The organism is Nonomuraea sp. GTA35 (assembly GCF_041950525.1).
Lineage (GTDB): Bacteria > Actinomycetota > Actinomycetes > Streptosporangiales > Streptosporangiaceae > Nonomuraea.
This window is the reverse complement of sequence record NZ_JBGNUV010000004.1, coordinates 560,584-574,966: the sequence shown is the minus strand read 5'-3', so window position 1 is coordinate 574,966 and position 14,383 is coordinate 560,584. Positions and strand designations below refer to the sequence as shown.

At 72.1% G+C, this 14,383-nt stretch carries 13 protein-coding genes; 4 read left to right on the top strand and 9 right to left on the bottom strand.

All coding sequences use genetic code 11. The features are described 5' to 3' along the window. Positions 1–2 precede the first annotated feature (2 nt). Positions 3–1,193: a hypothetical protein gene (locus ACBJ32_RS21155; protein ID WP_375128160.1), complete on the top strand. Its 1,191-nt coding sequence runs from the start codon at positions 3–5 to the stop codon at positions 1,191–1,193. Between the two features lie 4 nt (positions 1,194–1,197). Here ACBJ32_RS21155 and ACBJ32_RS21150 read toward each other — a convergent pair whose 3' ends face one another. The 3 genes from ACBJ32_RS21150 to ACBJ32_RS21140 all read right to left on the bottom strand — a co-directional run bounded on the left by ACBJ32_RS21150 (position 1,198) and on the right by ACBJ32_RS21140 (position 3,362). Then, the gene (locus ACBJ32_RS21150; protein ID WP_375128159.1) at positions 1,198–2,043 is read right to left on the bottom strand and encodes an alpha/beta hydrolase; all 846 of its coding nucleotides are present in this window, start codon (positions 2,041–2,043) and stop codon (positions 1,198–1,200) included. 159 nt (positions 2,044–2,202) lie between these two features. Then, positions 2,203–2,742, bottom strand: a complete 540-nt coding sequence (locus ACBJ32_RS21145; RefSeq protein WP_375128158.1) for a TetR/AcrR family transcriptional regulator — start codon at positions 2,740–2,742, stop codon at positions 2,203–2,205. Positions 2,743–2,747: 5 nt separating this feature from the next. Then, the gene (locus ACBJ32_RS21140; RefSeq protein WP_357874108.1) at positions 2,748–3,362 is read right to left on the bottom strand and encodes a LysE family translocator; all 615 of its coding nucleotides are present in this window, start codon (positions 3,360–3,362) and stop codon (positions 2,748–2,750) included. Between the two features lie 102 nt (positions 3,363–3,464). On the opposite strand from ACBJ32_RS21140, the gene ACBJ32_RS21135 reads away from it, so the two are divergent. After that, positions 3,465–6,218, top strand: coding sequence for an AAA family ATPase (locus tag ACBJ32_RS21135; protein WP_375128157.1), 2,754 nt, complete (start codon positions 3,465–3,467; stop codon positions 6,216–6,218). 29 nt (positions 6,219–6,247) lie between these two features. Here ACBJ32_RS21135 and ACBJ32_RS21130 read toward each other — a convergent pair whose 3' ends face one another. The 5 genes from ACBJ32_RS21130 to ACBJ32_RS21110 form a co-directional block, all read right to left on the bottom strand. Further along, positions 6,248–7,171: an ABC transporter substrate-binding protein gene (locus tag ACBJ32_RS21130; protein ID WP_375128462.1), complete on the bottom strand. Its 924-nt coding sequence runs from the start codon at positions 7,169–7,171 to the stop codon at positions 6,248–6,250. A 122-nt stretch (positions 7,172–7,293) separates the two neighbouring features. After that, positions 7,294–8,082 carry an ABC transporter permease gene (locus tag ACBJ32_RS21125; RefSeq protein WP_375128156.1) on the bottom strand — a complete coding sequence of 263 codons (789 nt, stop codon included), beginning with the start codon at positions 8,080–8,082 and terminating at the stop codon, positions 7,294–7,296. Next, positions 8,079–8,810 (bottom strand): ABC transporter permease, encoded by a 732-nt coding sequence (locus ACBJ32_RS21120; RefSeq protein WP_375128155.1) that lies wholly within the window; start codon positions 8,808–8,810, stop codon positions 8,079–8,081. The genes ACBJ32_RS21125 and ACBJ32_RS21120 overlap by 4 nt, the downstream gene beginning before the upstream one ends. A 139-nt stretch (positions 8,811–8,949) precedes the next feature. Then, positions 8,950–10,197: a 3-oxo-tetronate kinase gene (gene otnK / locus ACBJ32_RS21115; protein WP_375128154.1), complete on the bottom strand. Its 1,248-nt coding sequence runs from the start codon at positions 10,195–10,197 to the stop codon at positions 8,950–8,952. Between the two features lie 104 nt (positions 10,198–10,301). Beyond that, positions 10,302–10,994, bottom strand: coding sequence for a hypothetical protein (locus ACBJ32_RS21110; protein ID WP_375128153.1), 693 nt, complete (start codon positions 10,992–10,994; stop codon positions 10,302–10,304). 630 nt (positions 10,995–11,624) lie between these two features. Here ACBJ32_RS21110 and ACBJ32_RS21105 point away from each other — a divergent pair. Further along, positions 11,625–12,773 carry a DUF418 domain-containing protein gene (locus ACBJ32_RS21105; RefSeq protein WP_375128152.1) on the top strand — a complete coding sequence of 383 codons (1,149 nt, stop codon included), beginning with the start codon at positions 11,625–11,627 and terminating at the stop codon, positions 12,771–12,773. On the opposite strand, the gene ACBJ32_RS21100 is transcribed toward ACBJ32_RS21105, so the two are convergent. Continuing rightward, positions 12,770–13,693 carry an AraC family transcriptional regulator gene (locus ACBJ32_RS21100; RefSeq protein ID WP_375128151.1) on the bottom strand — a complete coding sequence of 308 codons (924 nt, stop codon included), beginning with the start codon at positions 13,691–13,693 and terminating at the stop codon, positions 12,770–12,772. The two genes, ACBJ32_RS21105 and ACBJ32_RS21100, sit on opposite strands and share 4 nt — an antisense overlap. 121 nt (positions 13,694–13,814) lie before the next feature. On the opposite strand from ACBJ32_RS21100, the gene ACBJ32_RS21095 reads away from it, so the two are divergent. Continuing rightward, entirely contained in the window at positions 13,815–14,366 is a 552-nt protein-coding gene (locus ACBJ32_RS21095) for an NADPH-dependent FMN reductase (protein ID WP_375128150.1), read from the top strand. The last annotated feature ends 17 nt before the right edge of the window (positions 14,367–14,383 follow it).

Here is a 14,383-nt window from a genome sequence, read left to right as displayed (position 1 = left end):
CTGTGGACAGTTCGGTGTACGTCTTCGTCGAGGACCTGCGCGGCGAGGGCGTCGAGCGGGTGCTCGACAGGATCAGCGGTTACGGCGTGTCCGGCATCACCGTCGGCGCAGTGCACCACGCCTCCCGCGACGTCACCCCGCACGGGCTGTCCCGGCTGACGCTGCGCCACGACGGGGCGCACTTCACCCCGCCGGCGGAGCTGTTCGACGGGCTCCGGCTGGCTCCCGTGCCCGGCTACGCGGACGCCTTCGACGGTCTTCGCGAGGCCTGCGCGAAACGGTCCATGAAGCTCCACGGCTGGACCGTCTTCCTGCGCAACGCCACGCTCGGCACCGAACATCCCGACGTGACCGTACGCGACTGCTTCGGCGACCGCGGCTCGCTCACCGACCTGTGCCCCGCCCACCCCGACGTGCGTGACTACGCCGTCGCGCTGGCCAGGGCGGTGGCCAGGCTCGGGGTCGACAGCGTGGTGGCCGAGTCGCTGCACTTCAGGCCGCTCAAGCCGCAGCGCTCGTTCGTGCCGCTGGGGCCGATGGACGCCTACCTGTTCGCGCTGTGCTTCTGCGACTACTGCATGCGCCGGGCCACCGACCTGGGCGTGAACGCCGAGGTGGCGCGCGAGGAGTGCGCGCGGATCGTGGGCGGCGTCTTCGACGGCGACCCGCCGGCGCAGGGCGAGGTCACCAGGGCGGCGCTGACCGCGTACGCGGGGCCGGACGTCGTGGCCTACGCCCGCGCCCGCTCCGAGACGGTGACGACGCTGGTGTCCGAGGTGGCCTCGGCGGTCGCCGGCGAGGGCTCGAAGCTGGTGTTCATCGACTCGACGGGGGCGGTCAAGGGCTACACCGACGGGCTGCCCACGCCCGGGCTGGCCGCGCACGACGCCTGGCAGCTCGGGGTGGACCTGGTGGCGCTGGGGGACCTCGTGCCCGCGTTCGGGGTGCTGGCCTACGCGCGTGACGCGGCGCGGGTGGCCGACGACGTGGGGGCCTACCTGCGGTCGGTGGGCAAGGACCGCGAGGTGCGGGCCGTGCTGCGGCCGGGCTACCCCGACAGCGACTCCACCGACCGGCTGGTGGCCAAGGCGCGGGGGGCCAAGGCGGCCGGGGCGCTGGCGGTGGACTTCTACGCGTACGGGCTGGTGCCGCACCCCGTCCTCGACCGCATCCCGGCCGCGCTGTCGCTCTAGCCGCTCAGGACAGGTTCTTCTGCCTGACCTGCCAAGGGCCGGAGCAGAGCCCGCAGTCCGGGCCCACGAAGGCGGCCCTGGCCGCGGCGTCGCCCTTGAGCTGCCACTTCAGCCAGAGCGCCCCGACCCGGCCGAACTCGCCGCCGTTGGGCTGGGAGTAGGTGCCGAAGTGCCCCACGTCCAGGTTGCCCATGAACGCGGGCAGCCCGGCGGGCAGGCGGTTCCAGTCGTCGAGCGCGTTCTCGTAGGCGATGTCGCTGGGGCCGCCGATGAAGTAGCCGATGGGCGCGTGCAGGCGGGCGAGCTGGGCCTTGTCCAGGGCGCTCATGATGCCGCTGTTCCAGATACCAGTTGTCGTGACGCGCGGGTCGTCCGACACCTCGTATGCTTCCAGCCCGCCGCAGGACTGGCCCATCACGGCGATCTTCGTGGTGTCGATCCGGCCGCGGAACCTGCTGGCGAGGCGGCCGTTCTCGGCGATCGCCCAGTCGATCGCGTCGATCAGCATGTCCGCGTCGGTGGAGCCGGTGCCGCCCGGGCGGCCGTTGGCGATGACCAGGAAGCCGTGGGAGGCCAGCTCCTTGAGGAAGTTCTCGAACCAGGTGCCGTCGGCGCGGCAGGCCCCGTTGCCCCAGGCCACGATGGGCAGGAGCACGCCTGCGGGCAGGGTCGCCGGCCGGTAGACCGTGTGGCGGGGCAGGCGCAGGGTGGTCTCGTAGTCGGCCGGATAGGGTCCGGAGCCTCCCGGGGCCGCGTGCGCGGGAGCGGCCGGCACGGTCAGGATCGCGCCGGCCATCACGATCCCGGCCCCGGCCGCGGTGAGGCGTCGGATGAGCTGCCCGAGCTTCATGAATCCTCCTGGGGGTCGCTCGACTCGGTGCCGCGACCTTCGCACAGGGGGTGACCGGGATCAATGGATCACGAGCATGACTGGTGATATTACCGATGCCGAGCGTCATGGAAACGGTCGGATATCAGCGGAGCTGTGGGGGCCCTGGCCGGTGGCGGGTCAGACGCCGTCGAGGAGGGCCGAGACCGCGTCGGTGGCGAAGTCGTCGTCCACCCGCGACCCGCGGAAGACCGCCCGCATCCACACGGCGCCCGCCAGCAGGTCCACGATCAGCATCGGGTCCACCGTGGCCTTCAGCTCGCCCCTGCTCACCGCGCGCTCGAAGATCTCCCGCTCCCTGGCGAACCGGTCGGCGAAGAAGCGCCGCGCGTCCAGCTCGGGATGGCGTACGGCGGCGCCGAGCGCGGCCACCGCGATGTCGCTGCCAGGAGGCTCGGTGAGCAGCCGCCTGACCCCCTCGACCAGCGCCACCAGGTCGCCGCGCAGGCTCCCCGTGTCGGGAGCGTCGAAGCCGAGCACGTCGGACTCGATCAGGGCCGCCCCCAGCAGCGCCGCCTTCGACGGCCACCACCGGTAGATCGTCGTCTTGTTGACGCCCGAACGCTCGGCGACCCCCTCCACGGTCAGCCCGTCGTAGCCCTTCTCGGCGACCAGCCGCAACGTCGCATCGAAGATCTCCTGCTGCTTCCTCGGCGCCATGCGGCTCATTGTCTCCCGGTGAACGCCGTGAGCACGCCGAGCCCGAGATAGACGACGCCGCTCACGTACCGGAGGCCGCCGGCCGCGCGGTTCAGGCGGCGGCCCAGGGCGCCGGCGGTGAGCGCGTACACGATGTCGGAGATCAGCCCCAGGAGCAGCAGCGTGCAGCCGAACAGCACCACCTGCAGCGCGGGCGAGCCCGACTCCGGGCGCACGAACTGCGGCAGGAGCGCCAGGAAGAACAGCAGGGTCTTGGGGTTGAACACGTTGACCAGCACGCCTTCGAGGAACACCTTGCGCAGCGGCTGCGGCTCCGGCCGCCCCGCCTCGGCCTGCTTGCCGGTGAACGCGCGGATCCCCAGGTACACGAGGTAGGCGACCCCCGCCCACTTGATCACCGTGTAGAGCGTGGCGGACTGGGCGATCACGTACGACAGGCCCGCGGCGGCGGCCGCGATGTGCATCAGCGTGCCGATCTCCACGCCGAGCGCGCTGACCAGGCCCGCCGCCCGGCCCTGGGAGAGCCCTCTGGCGGTGATGTAGAGGTGGTTCGGCCCGGGGATGAGCACCAGGACAGCCGAGGTTGTCAGGAAGAGGGCGAACGTGGTGGGAGATATCACGAAAGAGCAGCGTAGGATGGTCTTGGTATGTCGAAGAGGGCCAATTCCCTGCCAGTTTCCCGGACCAATGGGTTGTCACCGGGCTCTGGCATAGTTTCAGGCGTGAACGGTCTTCTCGTCGGGCGATCCGCGGAGCTGGCAGGGCTGGTGCGGGTGCTGGCCGCCGCCGGCGACGGCATGGCCGGGGTGGCGCTCGTCGGCGGTGACGCCGGGATCGGCAAGACCCGGCTGATCACCGAGCTGGCCGCCGAGGCCCGCGAGCGCGGGTTCAACGTGCTGGTCGGGCAGTGCGCCGAGCTCGGCGACGCGCTGCCGTACCTTCCGCTGGCCGACGCCCTGCGCGGCGCGGAGCCGGCCGTGCGCGAGGCGGCCGCCGGCCACCCGATGCTGGGCCAGCTCCTGCCGGGCACGGAGAGCGCGCCCTCGACCGGGCTCACCCAGCAGCGGCTGTTCGGCTCGCTGCTCGGGCTGCTCGCCGACGTGCAGCCGGTGCTGTTCGTGATCGAGGATCTCCACTGGGCCGACCGGTCCACCCGCGACCTGCTGGTCTTCCTCAGCCGCATGGTGCAGAGCGAGCGGGTCTGCGTCGTCGGCACCTACCGCACCGACGACCTGCACCGCCGCCATCCGCTGCGGTCCGTGCTGGCCGAGCTCAAGCGCCTGCCCACCGTGATGAGCCTGGAGCTGGGGCCGCTGCACCCGGGAGAGATGTCCGACTACGTCGCCACCCTGGGCGAGGTGGACGCCCAGGGGCTCGGCCTCATCGTCTCCCGCGCCGACGGCAACCCGTTCTACGCGGAGGAGCTGTTCGCGGCCATCGCCGAGGGCGACAGCCTGCCCGACGGGCTGGCGAGCCTGCTCATGTCGAGGGTCGAGGTGCTGTCGGAGGCCGGGCAGCGGGTGCTGCGGGCCGCCGCCGTGGCCGGGCGCCGCGTCGAGGACGAGCTGCTGCGCGAGGTGGCGGGGCTGCCGCTGGCCGAGTTCGAGGAGGCGGTCAGGGAGATCGTCTCGCGCGGGCTGCTCAAGGTGCGGGGGCACGGCTACGCCTTCCGCCACGCGCTGTTGCAGGAGGCCGTCTACACCGACCTGCTGCCCGGCGAGCGCACCAGGCTGCACGCCGCCTTCGCCCGCCTGCTCACCTCGCCCGCCGAGCTGGCCCACCACTACCTGGCCGGCCACGACCTGGCCGGGGCGCTGGCGGCCTCCGCCGAGGCGGGCAGGCAGGCCGAGCGGGTCGGCGCGCCCGCCGAGGCCCACAGCCACTACGACCGCGCGCTCGGCCTGTGGGACCGGGTGGACGACGCCGAGCGGCTGGCCGGGGAGAGCCGCGTGGAGCTGGCCTTCCGCAGTGCCGTCATGGCCGCCGACAGCGGCGACAAGCACCGGGCCGTGGTGCAGCTCCGCGTGCTGCCGCAGACGTCCGAGGTGAGCGAGCGGCTCGCCTACTACCTGTACGAGTCGGACGACCCTGACGGCGCGATCGCGGCGGCCGAGCGCGCGGTGGAGAGCGCCGGCGACCAGGCGACGCTCGCCCGCGCCATGGCCACCCACGCCCGCACGCTGCTGTGGAGCCCGCGGCATCACGAGGTCGAGGCCCTGGCCACCAGGGCGCTGGAGACCGCCCGCGCGGCCGGGGCCAGAGACGCCGAGGTGGGCGCCATGCTCACGCTCGCCACGCTCGTCGAGCTGCGCGGCGATCTGCACCGGGCCCACGAGCTGGTCGACGCGGCCATGTCCGAGCCCACCGGCGACCTGGCCATGGACCTGCGGGCCCGCTTCCACCACGCCCGCATCCACTACGAGCAGGGGCTGCTCGCGCACGCCGCCGAGGTGGCCGACGACGGCATCCGCATGGCGTCCGAGACCGGGCTCAAGTGGAGCACCTACGGCACCGACCTGCGGTTCCTGCGCTTCCTCATCCACTACGTGGCGGGCGAGTGGGATCAGGCGGAGGCGGTGGCGAGCGGCTTCGGCGCCCGGGTCGGCACGGTGCCGGAGGCGATCCTGTCGTCGTTCGCGCTGTTCATCGAGGTGGCGCGGGGCCTGCCCGCGGTCGAGTCCCGGCTGAGCTGGCTGCGGCCCTTCTGGTCCGACCCGCTGGCCTCCTACATGTCGAGAGGTCTGGCGGCCGAGCACGCGCTGTGGCACGGCGACCCCGCCACCGCCCTCGACCACGTACGTGCGGTCCTCGCGGGGCAGATGGACGGCGAGTCCGGCAACGTCCGGATGGCCGCCATCGGGCTGTGGGCGCTGGCCGAGCTCGGCACCACCGAGGGTGCCGACGAGCTGCGCGCCCACGCGCGCCTGGCCGTCGAGGCCGGCCCCACGGGCGACGGCGGCCACCTGGGGCCCGAGGGGCAGGCGTGGGCGCTGCGCGTGGAGGCCGAGTGGCACCGCGTGCACGGGCGGCTCGACGTGGCGTCGTGGCGCCGGGTGGTGGAGGCGTTCGGCTACGGGTTCGTGTACGAGGCCGCCCGTGCCCGGTGGCGCCTGGCCGAGGCGCTCCTGGCGGCGGGCGAGCGGGACGCGGCGCAGACGGAGTGGGAGCTGGCCAGGGAGGTGGCGGGCAAGCTGCGCGCCGTGCCCCTGGAGAACGCGCTGCTCGACTTCGGCCGCCGCGCCCGCTTCGGCGGCACCTCCGGCTCCGGCGGTCACGGAGACGGCGGGCTGACGGCGCGGGAGGTCGAGGTGCTGCGGCTGGTGGCGGAGGGGCTGACCAACCGGGAGATCGCGGAGCGGCTGTTCATCGCGCAGAAGACGGTGAGCGTGCACGTGTCCAACATCCTCGGCAAGCTCGACGTCTCCACCCGCACCCAGGCAGCGGCCGCCGCCCGCCGGCTGGGGCTGCTGGGCTAGCCGCCGGCGGCGGGCGGGGCGGACGAAGGTCAGCCGGAGGCGCCTTCGGCCACGATCGAGGCCACGTCGAACTTCTGCTTCAGGTAGCCGAACTCGAGCATGAGGTCCGCCACCCGCTGCACCCGTGCCGGGTCCACGGCCGTGGAGAAGCCGCCGAGCTTCATCGTCGAGGCAGTGGCCTGGTCGATCTTGGTGTACTTCTGCAGCGCGGCGGTGACCTCGGCGGAATCCGAGCGGGCCAGCTCGGCCGCCTTGCGCAGGGCCCGCTGGAAGGCGGCGACGGCCTTCGGGTGCTGCTGGGCGAAGGTCTCCGTGACCAGGTAACCGGCGATCGGGAAGTCGGCCAGCGGCCCGGTGAACAGGTCGCTGAGGGTGACCGCGCCGAGCGTCTTCGCCGCGGCCTGGTGGAACGGCTCGGGCAGGAGCGCGACGTCCACCTGGCCGCTCTCCAGCGCCCCGGCCATCTCCGGGAACGGCCGCTCGACGAACTTGACGTCCTCCGGCCGCAGCCCGGCGGGCTTGAGCAGGGCGCTCACGGAGAGGGTGGAGATGTTGTTGAGGGTGTTCACGCCGATCGTCCTGCCCCTGAGGTCGGCGATCTCGGTGATCGGCGAGTCCTTCTTCGTCATGAGCAGGAAGTTGCCGGGCTGGGCGGCGTACGCGTCGCCGACGACCTTGATCTTGACGGTGCCGCTGGCCGAGGCGAGCAGGGCGGAGACGTAGTTGCTGTGCAGGATGTCGATCTTGCCGGAGACCAGGTCGGGCATCGCCGCCGCTCCGCCCGAGATCAGCTCCGTCTGGACGGTGAGCCCTTCAGCGGCGAAATACCCCTTGTCGATGGCGAGCTGAATGGGCGCCACCTCCGGGAGCGGCAACATCCCGATCCTGATTTCGGTCTTTTCCGGGCCGTTGGATGGCGGGGCCGAATCGCCTCCTCCGCCACAAGCGGTGATGAGTAATGCCGCGATACAGAGGACGGACAAACGCCGGAAACCTAACATGAACGCTCCTCATGGAGTAAATGCGTCCGATAAGGCCGATCTGCGAGCTTAACTCGTAGCGCGTGCCAGATTCGCTACATTTTTGCGTCATGCCAGGTGAGCACCCTTTTCTCTAGGAGCAGAAAGGCCTGGTTCAGCACATAGCCGAGAATTCCGAGCAGGACGATCGCTCCCCACACGCCCGGCAGGTCGAACGCCCGCTGCGCGGCCCGGAGCTGGAACCCGATGCCCTCGGTGCTGAAGAACTCGGCGATGACCATGAGGATCAGCGCCAGCGACAGGCTGAGCCGCAGCCCCGCGAAGATCTTGGGCGCCGCCGACGGCAGGACGATCCGCAGCAGCCGCTGCCCGCGCGTGAGCCCGAACACCCGCGCTGTCTCCAGATGCAGCGGCTCGATGCTGCGCGCCCCGTCGGCCGCGTTGAACAGCACCGGCCACACGATCCCGAACGTGATCGTGGCGATCTGCATGCGCGTGCCCGTCGAGAACAGCGCCAGGAACATCGGCAGCAGCGCCGGCGCGGGCAGCGCCCGGCCGAACTGGATGATCGGGTCGAGGAAGCGGTAGAGCAGCGGGGAGCGCCCGATCGCCACGCCGATCACCACCCCGCCCACCCCGGCCAGCACCCATCCCGCCAGCAGCCGCCCGAGGCTCTGCGGGAAGTTGGCCAGGGCGGTGTCGTTCAGCCAGAGCCGGGCCGGGGAGCCGGTGAACCACAGATCGCGCATGTGGACGACGATGACCGACGGGGGCGGGAAGAACGGGTGCTCCATGGCCCGCGTGGCGAGCTCCCACACCAGGAGCACGACCGGCACCACCCACAGCCTGGCCAGCCGGGCCGGCACGTGCCGGATCACGGTCATGTGGCCGTTCCCGGGTGCCAGTGGAACAGGCGCCGCTCGACCCGGACGAACGCGCCGTTCGTGGCGATGCCGAGCAGCCCGGCCCAGACGGTGGCGGCCACGGTCAGCGTGAGCCCGTCAGGGCTGCTGCCGGCCAGGATGATGAACGCGCCGATCCCGTCGGAGCCGCCCGCGAGCAGCTCCGTGCTGATGGCCAGGATGAGCGCGATCGTGGCGGCGACCCGCACCCCGGTCGCGATGAACGGGGCCGTGCTCGGCAACGAGACCCGCAGCAGCACCGCCGTCCGGCCGAACCCGAACGCCCGCAGGGTCTCCTTGGCCAGGGGATCGACCTCTCTCAGGCCGTACATGGTGTTGATCAGGATCGGCCACGTGGACGCGTACATGATCATCGCGATCTTCATGTCCAGCCGCTCGGTGAACACGAACGCCGCGAGCGGGATGAGCGCCACGGACGGGATCGGCCGCAGGAACTCGATCACCGGCCGCAGCGCCCGCTCCACCGCCGGCACGCTGCCGAGCAGCAGCCCGGCCGGCACGGCGAACGCCACGGTCAGCGACAACCCCAGCGCCCACGCCGCGAAGGTGGCGCCGACGTCCAGCAGGAATTCCTGGTCGGCCGCCAGCCCCGCCGCGGTCACCAGCACGGTGGAGGCGAGCGGGAATTGCACGGTGGAAACGAGCCCGAGCCGGCCGGCCGCCTCCGCGAGCAGGAGCAGACCGGCCACACCGAGAAACCCGCAGAATAACGCGCTGTCGAAGGGGCGGGAAAACAGCCGGGGGATCAAAAGATCGCCCCGGTGAGGAGAAACGCCATGAAGCTCTCCATATTCCTCCGAGACGGCGAATATGGAGCCAGCGTAACGATCAATTACGGGGATCGGCGAGCGAGGCCCGCAGCAGCAGGTCGGGATCGCCGAAGTTGCCGGACTTCAGCAGCAACGCCGGCCCGGACGGGGTGAAGATCCACGGGACGCCGCGCGCCGCCTCGGCCCCGATCACGCCGCCGGGCACGCCGAGCGCGCTCACGACCGCGCCGGACGTCTCGCCGCCCGCCGTGACCAGCCGGGTGACGCCCCGCTCCACCAGCCCCCGGGCGATGCGGCCGATGGCCGTCTCCAGGATCGCGGCCGACCGCTCGACACCCAGGGCCTCCTGGACGCGGCGCAGCTTCGCAGGCTCCAGCGACGAGTAGATCAAGGGGGCGCCGGTGTCCCGGCGCAGCGAGTCGTACCAGGCCAGAGCGCCGCTGGCGAGCGAGTCGGCGTCCTGGTCGGCCAGCGCGTCCAGCCGGTAGGCCGGCATGCCCGCCTCGATCATGGCGTGGACCTGCTGGAGCGTACGGGCCGAGCAACTGCCCGCCAGCACGGCGGCCGGCCCGGAAGGCTCGGGCGCCGGCGCCTGGCCGTGCCCGGCCCCCGCACGGGCCGCGGCCAGCCCGCCCGCGAGCCCCGCCGCCCCCGCCACCAGCGGCGCGCCGGCCAGCGCGCGACCGGCCGTCATCAGGTCGTCGTCCTCCAGCGCGTCCACGAACGCGTACCGCACCCCCTGCTCGCGCAGCTCGGCCAGCCGCCGCTCGATCCCCTGCCCGCGTACGTGAGGCAGCGTCACGACCCCCGACCGGTACGCGCTCTGGGCCTCCAGCAGGCGCGGCAGGTAGGAGTCGGTCATCGGGGTGAGCGGGTGGTGGCGCATGTGGGACTCACCGAGCAGCACGTCCCCGACGAAGAGGTAGCCGTTGTACTGGGTGCGGCCGTGCTCGGGCGAGCTCGGCGTCATGGGGACGATGGGCGCCTCCATGGCGTCGGCCAGCGCGTCCAGCACCGGGCCGATGTTGCCGTCGGGGGTGGAGTCGAAGGTGGAGCAGTACTTGAAGTAGACCTGCTCGGCGGCGCCGTGCGCGCGCAGCCAGCGCAGCGCCCGCAGGGAACGGGCCACCGCGTCGGCCTTGTGGACCGTGCGGGTCTTGAGCGCGATCACGACGGCGTCGTGCTCGGGGGCCTCGGCGCCCTGGCGCGGGAGCCCGAAGTACAGCAGGGTGCGGATGCCCCGGCGGCGCAGCGCCACGGCCACGTCGGTCGCGCCGGTGAAGTCGTCCGCGATGGCGCCGATCATCTGTGCCCCGCTGAGCTGGTCTCGATGCTGTCGTGGTGCGAGTCGAACATGATGCCGACGTTATCGGCGTCAGGTCACAGGCGTTTCGCGCCCCCTGTGACGGTTCAGCTCGTGATGGTCTGGTCGCGCAGCTCGAAGTAGCTGGTGTGGTCGGTCTGCAGGTAGGCGTGGAAGTTCGGGGCCTTGGCGCCGGCGGACTTGTCGGCGGTGACGATGGTGACGACCACGTAGTTCTTGGACGCCCCCGAGAGGATCTTGCCGTAGGTGTAGCGGGTGAGCGCCTTGTCCTGGCGCCACTTGACGGCCTCCGACGTCAGCTTCGCCAGCCGGTCGGCCGTGGTCTTGGCGGCCCGGTCGCTGGGGAAGGACATCAGGATCTGGACGGCCTTGAGATGGCCGCTGTAGGCGGAGTAGGCGAGCTGCACGGCCCGCTGGCACTTGTTCTTGACCAGCACGCCCTGGCCGTCCACCGGGGTGCACGAGCTGTAGGTCCAGCCGCCGACCTTGTCGGCCTTGAACTTGATGCCGCCCAGGGCGAAGTTCCAGTCGTCGAACTCCTGGTGGGTGATCGGCGAGCCGGGCTGGGCCTGCTTGGAGGTCGCGGGGGTGTCGTCGGGGGTCGCGGAGGGGTCGGGCGCGGGTTCGTCCGACGTGTCCGGGGTGGCCGACGGTACGGGCGCGGAGGTGGTCGGGGCGCTGCTGGGCATGGCGATCTTGGGGGCCGGGCCGGGGGAGCTCAGGTACGCGTACGCGGCCCAGCCGCCGCCGCCCAGGAGCAGCACGGCCAGGCCGGTCACCAGGCCGATGATGAGCGCGTTGTTGCTCTTGGCCGGGGGCCTGGGGGCGTGGCCGGGCGCGCCGTATGGCGGTTGGTTACCGTACGGGGGCTGGTTCCCGTAAGGCGGTTGGTTTCCAGGTGGCGGCTGGTTGCCGTGCGATGCCGCACCGGGCCCCTGGCCATGCGGTGGCCGGCCGGGGCCTGGCTGCTGCGGGGCATGGTGCGGCTGCTGCGGCCCGTAACCCTGGGCAGCAGGGCCGTAACCCTGGGACGGGCCGTAACCTTGGGCGGGACCGGGACCCTGGGCGGGACCGGGACCCTGGGCGGGACCGGGACCCTGGGCGGGACCGGGACCCTGGGCGGGACCGGGACCCTGGGCGGGGCCGTGGGCCGGGGGAGGGCCGTAGCCTCCTTGCGACGCCCCCGGGCCCTGTCCGCCGCCCCACGGTCCAGGCTGGTGGGGCTGCGGTTGCGGAGGCGGCTGCGGAGGGTATGCCATGCCCCCATTGTGGTGCAGCCCCTTACCTTCTGCCCCAATTACCCCACCAATCGCCACATCGGACGCGTCGCAGCCCGCGATCCTTTGGTCGCTCACAGCCAGACCAAGGTCGGATGCCCGCCCAGGCCCGCCGTCCGTAGCTTCGGCCTCATGACAGAAGTGCGCACGCCGCCCGCCAGCCGGGTCCACGAGGTCGACGTGGTGCGCGGGTTCGCCCTCGCGGGCATCCTGGTGGCCAACATCGGCTACTTCGCCGACCCCGGCCACGCCGTCAACGGCACCACGCCCATCCCCGACGGCCCGGTGGCCTCGGTCATCACCGCCCTCGTGCTGACCAAGTTCTACATCATCTTCTCGTTCCTGTTCGGCTACTCCTTCACGCTCCAGATGCGCTCGGCGGAGCGGGCCGGCGCGAGCGTGCGGGCCAGGACGTTGCGCCGGTGCCTGGGGCTGTTCGTGATCGGCGTGGCGCACGGCATCCTGCTGTGGATCGGGGACATCCTCACCCTGTACGCGGTGCTCGGCCTGCTCCTGCTCGCGATGCGCGGCATGCGGCCGAGGACCGCCGTGGTGACCGGGTCCGTCATCGTGGGCGTGCTGACCCTGCTGTGGGCGGGCCTCGCGGCGCTGTCCACCCTCGACCCGGCGGCCGGGCAGGCCCCGCCGGTCGACACGGCGGCGGCGGCCCGCACCATCGCCCTGGCCACGGGCAGCCCGCTCGACGTGCTCACCCTGCAACTGGAGCTCTACCCGCCGCTCGCCGCGATGATCTGGGCCTTCCAGGGGCCGATGGCGCTGGCCATGCTCCTGTTCGGGCTGGCGGCGGGCAAGACCAGGCTGCTGGAGGAGACCGGGCGGTGGTGGCACCTGGCGACGCGGATCCAGTGGATCGGGTTCGGCCTCGGCCTGCCGGGCGGGATCCTGCTCGCGGTGACGGCCGGCCGGCCCGGCGCGTGGGAGCTGGCCGGCCTGGCGACGAGCACGGTCACCTCGGTGCTGCTGGCCGCCGCGTACGTGGTGACCCTGCTGCGCGTGACCCGCCGCTTCCCCGCCACCGGGCGCGCGCTGGCCCCCGCGGGGCGGGTGGCGGCCTCCAACTACCTCGGGCAGTCGGTGCTCTGCTGCCTGGTCTTCACCGGGTACGGCCTGGCGCTGGCGGGCAGGCTGTCGCCGCTCGCCGTGATGGGCGTGGCCCTGGTGATCTACACGGTCCTGCTGGGGTTGAGCGCCTGGTGGCTGCGCACGCACCGGTACGGTCCCGTCGAGTACGTGCTGCGCCGCGTCACCAACGGCGGCTAAGCGGCGGTGGCGCAGCGGCGGTACCGGCCGGGCGCCACGCCGTACTCCCGCTTGAAGGCGTTGCCGAAGGCGAACTCCGACGTGTACCCCACCCGCTCGGCCACCTCCGACACCGGCGCGTCGGACTCGCGCAGCATGCGGGCCGCGCTCGCCAGCCGCCACCAGGTCAGGTACGCCAGCGGCGACTGCCCGACCAGCGCCGTGAAGCGGCGCGCGAAGCCGGCCCGCGACAGGCCAGCGTGCGCGCCCAGCGACTCGACCGTCCAGCGGCGGCCGGGCTCGCTGTGGATGGCGTTGAGCGCGCGGCCGATGGCGGGGTCGGCCAGCGCGCCCGCCCACCCGGACAGCGTGCACGGCTCGTCGGCGTTGTCGAACCAGGCCCGCAGGATGTACAGCTGCAACGCGTCGAGCAGGGACGACACGACGGTGTGCGCGCCGAGACGCGGGTTGTCGATCTCGCCGGCCAGCAGCTCGACGGCGGCCCTCAGCTCCGGGTTGCAGCCGAGCGTCGCGGGCAGGTGGATCACGGCGGGCAGCGAGCCCAGGATGGGGTGGACGCGATCGGGGTCGGTACGGTAACCACAGGACAGGATGACCGTCTCGGCCCCGGTGCCGTCGAAGCCGGCCGAGGCGAACAGCTCGGAGTGCAGCGCGCAGTCCGACTCGGCCAGCGGCCGCGCGGGATCGTCGGCCAGCCCGAACGCGTCGCCGTGCGGCAGGAACACCACGTCGCCCACGCTGAGCCCGATGGGCTCGCCGCCCGCCGGGATGAGCCAGCAGGACCCGCGCAGCACCACGTGGAAACCCGCGGACCCGGGCAGCGCGGGGAACGACTGCCCCCACGGGGCGCGCCAGGAGACGCGGGTGGAGGCCGGACGGCCCGTCCGCATGAACGCGACCACGTCGCTCAGCACATCCATGAGCGATGAGTCTAACGCCTGAGACGATGACGTATAAATCTGGGACAGCAGCGCATTCAGTATCTCAGCATCTCCTCCTACGGTGTTTCGAGTAACCGAACCCCCGAGAGGGAGCACTGACATGCTGAAGGTAGGCATCATCCTGGGCAGCACCCGTCCTGGGCGCGTCGGCGAAGTGGTGGCGAACTGGGTCCGCGATCTGGCGGTCAAGCGGGGCGACGCCGAGTACGAGATCGTCGATCTGAAGGACTACGACCTGGGCAACCTGGACGAGCCCGAGCACCCCGCCACGGGCATCTACCAGCACGAGCACACCAGGCGCTGGTCGGCCAGGATCGGGCCCCTGGACGCGTTCGTGATCGTGACCCCCGAGTACAACAACTCCTACCCGGGCGCGCTCAAGAACGCCCTCGACTTCCTCCACGTGGAATGGAAGAACAAGGCGGCCGGGTTCGTCGGCTACGGCGTGGACGGCGCGCCCCGGGCGATCTCGCACCTGCGGGACGTCCTCGGCCTGCTCAGCGTGGCCACCGTGTCGAACCAGGTCGGCCTGTCGATCCACACCGACTTCACCGACGGCTTCAACCCCGCCGGCCACCACGAGGACCGGCTCAATGCCGTCCTCGACCAGCTCAACGCCTGGGGCTCGGCCCTGCGCCCGCTGCGGGCGTGAGCCGCGTACGAGGGCTC

Excerpts from the sequence above, each read along its gene's own strand:
- ACBJ32_RS21100 (WP_375128151.1), bottom strand. The coding sequence starts at position 13,693 with ATGGATGTGCTGAGCGACGTGGTCGCGTTCATGCGGACGGGCCGTCCG.
- ACBJ32_RS21105 (WP_375128152.1), top strand. The coding sequence starts at position 11,625 with ATGACAGAAGTGCGCACGCCGCCCGCCAGCCGGGTCCACGAGGTCGAC.
- ACBJ32_RS21125 (WP_375128156.1), bottom strand. The coding sequence starts at position 8,082 with ATGACCGTGATCCGGCACGTGCCGGCCCGGCTGGCCAGGCTGTGGGTG.
- otnK (WP_375128154.1), bottom strand. The coding sequence starts at position 10,197 with ATGATCGGCGCCATCGCGGACGACTTCACCGGCGCGACCGACGTGGCC.
- ACBJ32_RS21095 (WP_375128150.1), top strand. The coding sequence starts at position 13,815 with ATGCTGAAGGTAGGCATCATCCTGGGCAGCACCCGTCCTGGGCGCGTC.
- ACBJ32_RS21150 (WP_375128159.1), bottom strand. The coding sequence starts at position 2,043 with ATGAAGCTCGGGCAGCTCATCCGACGCCTCACCGCGGCCGGGGCCGGG.
- ACBJ32_RS21145 (WP_375128158.1), bottom strand. The coding sequence starts at position 2,742 with ATGGCGCCGAGGAAGCAGCAGGAGATCTTCGATGCGACGTTGCGGCTG.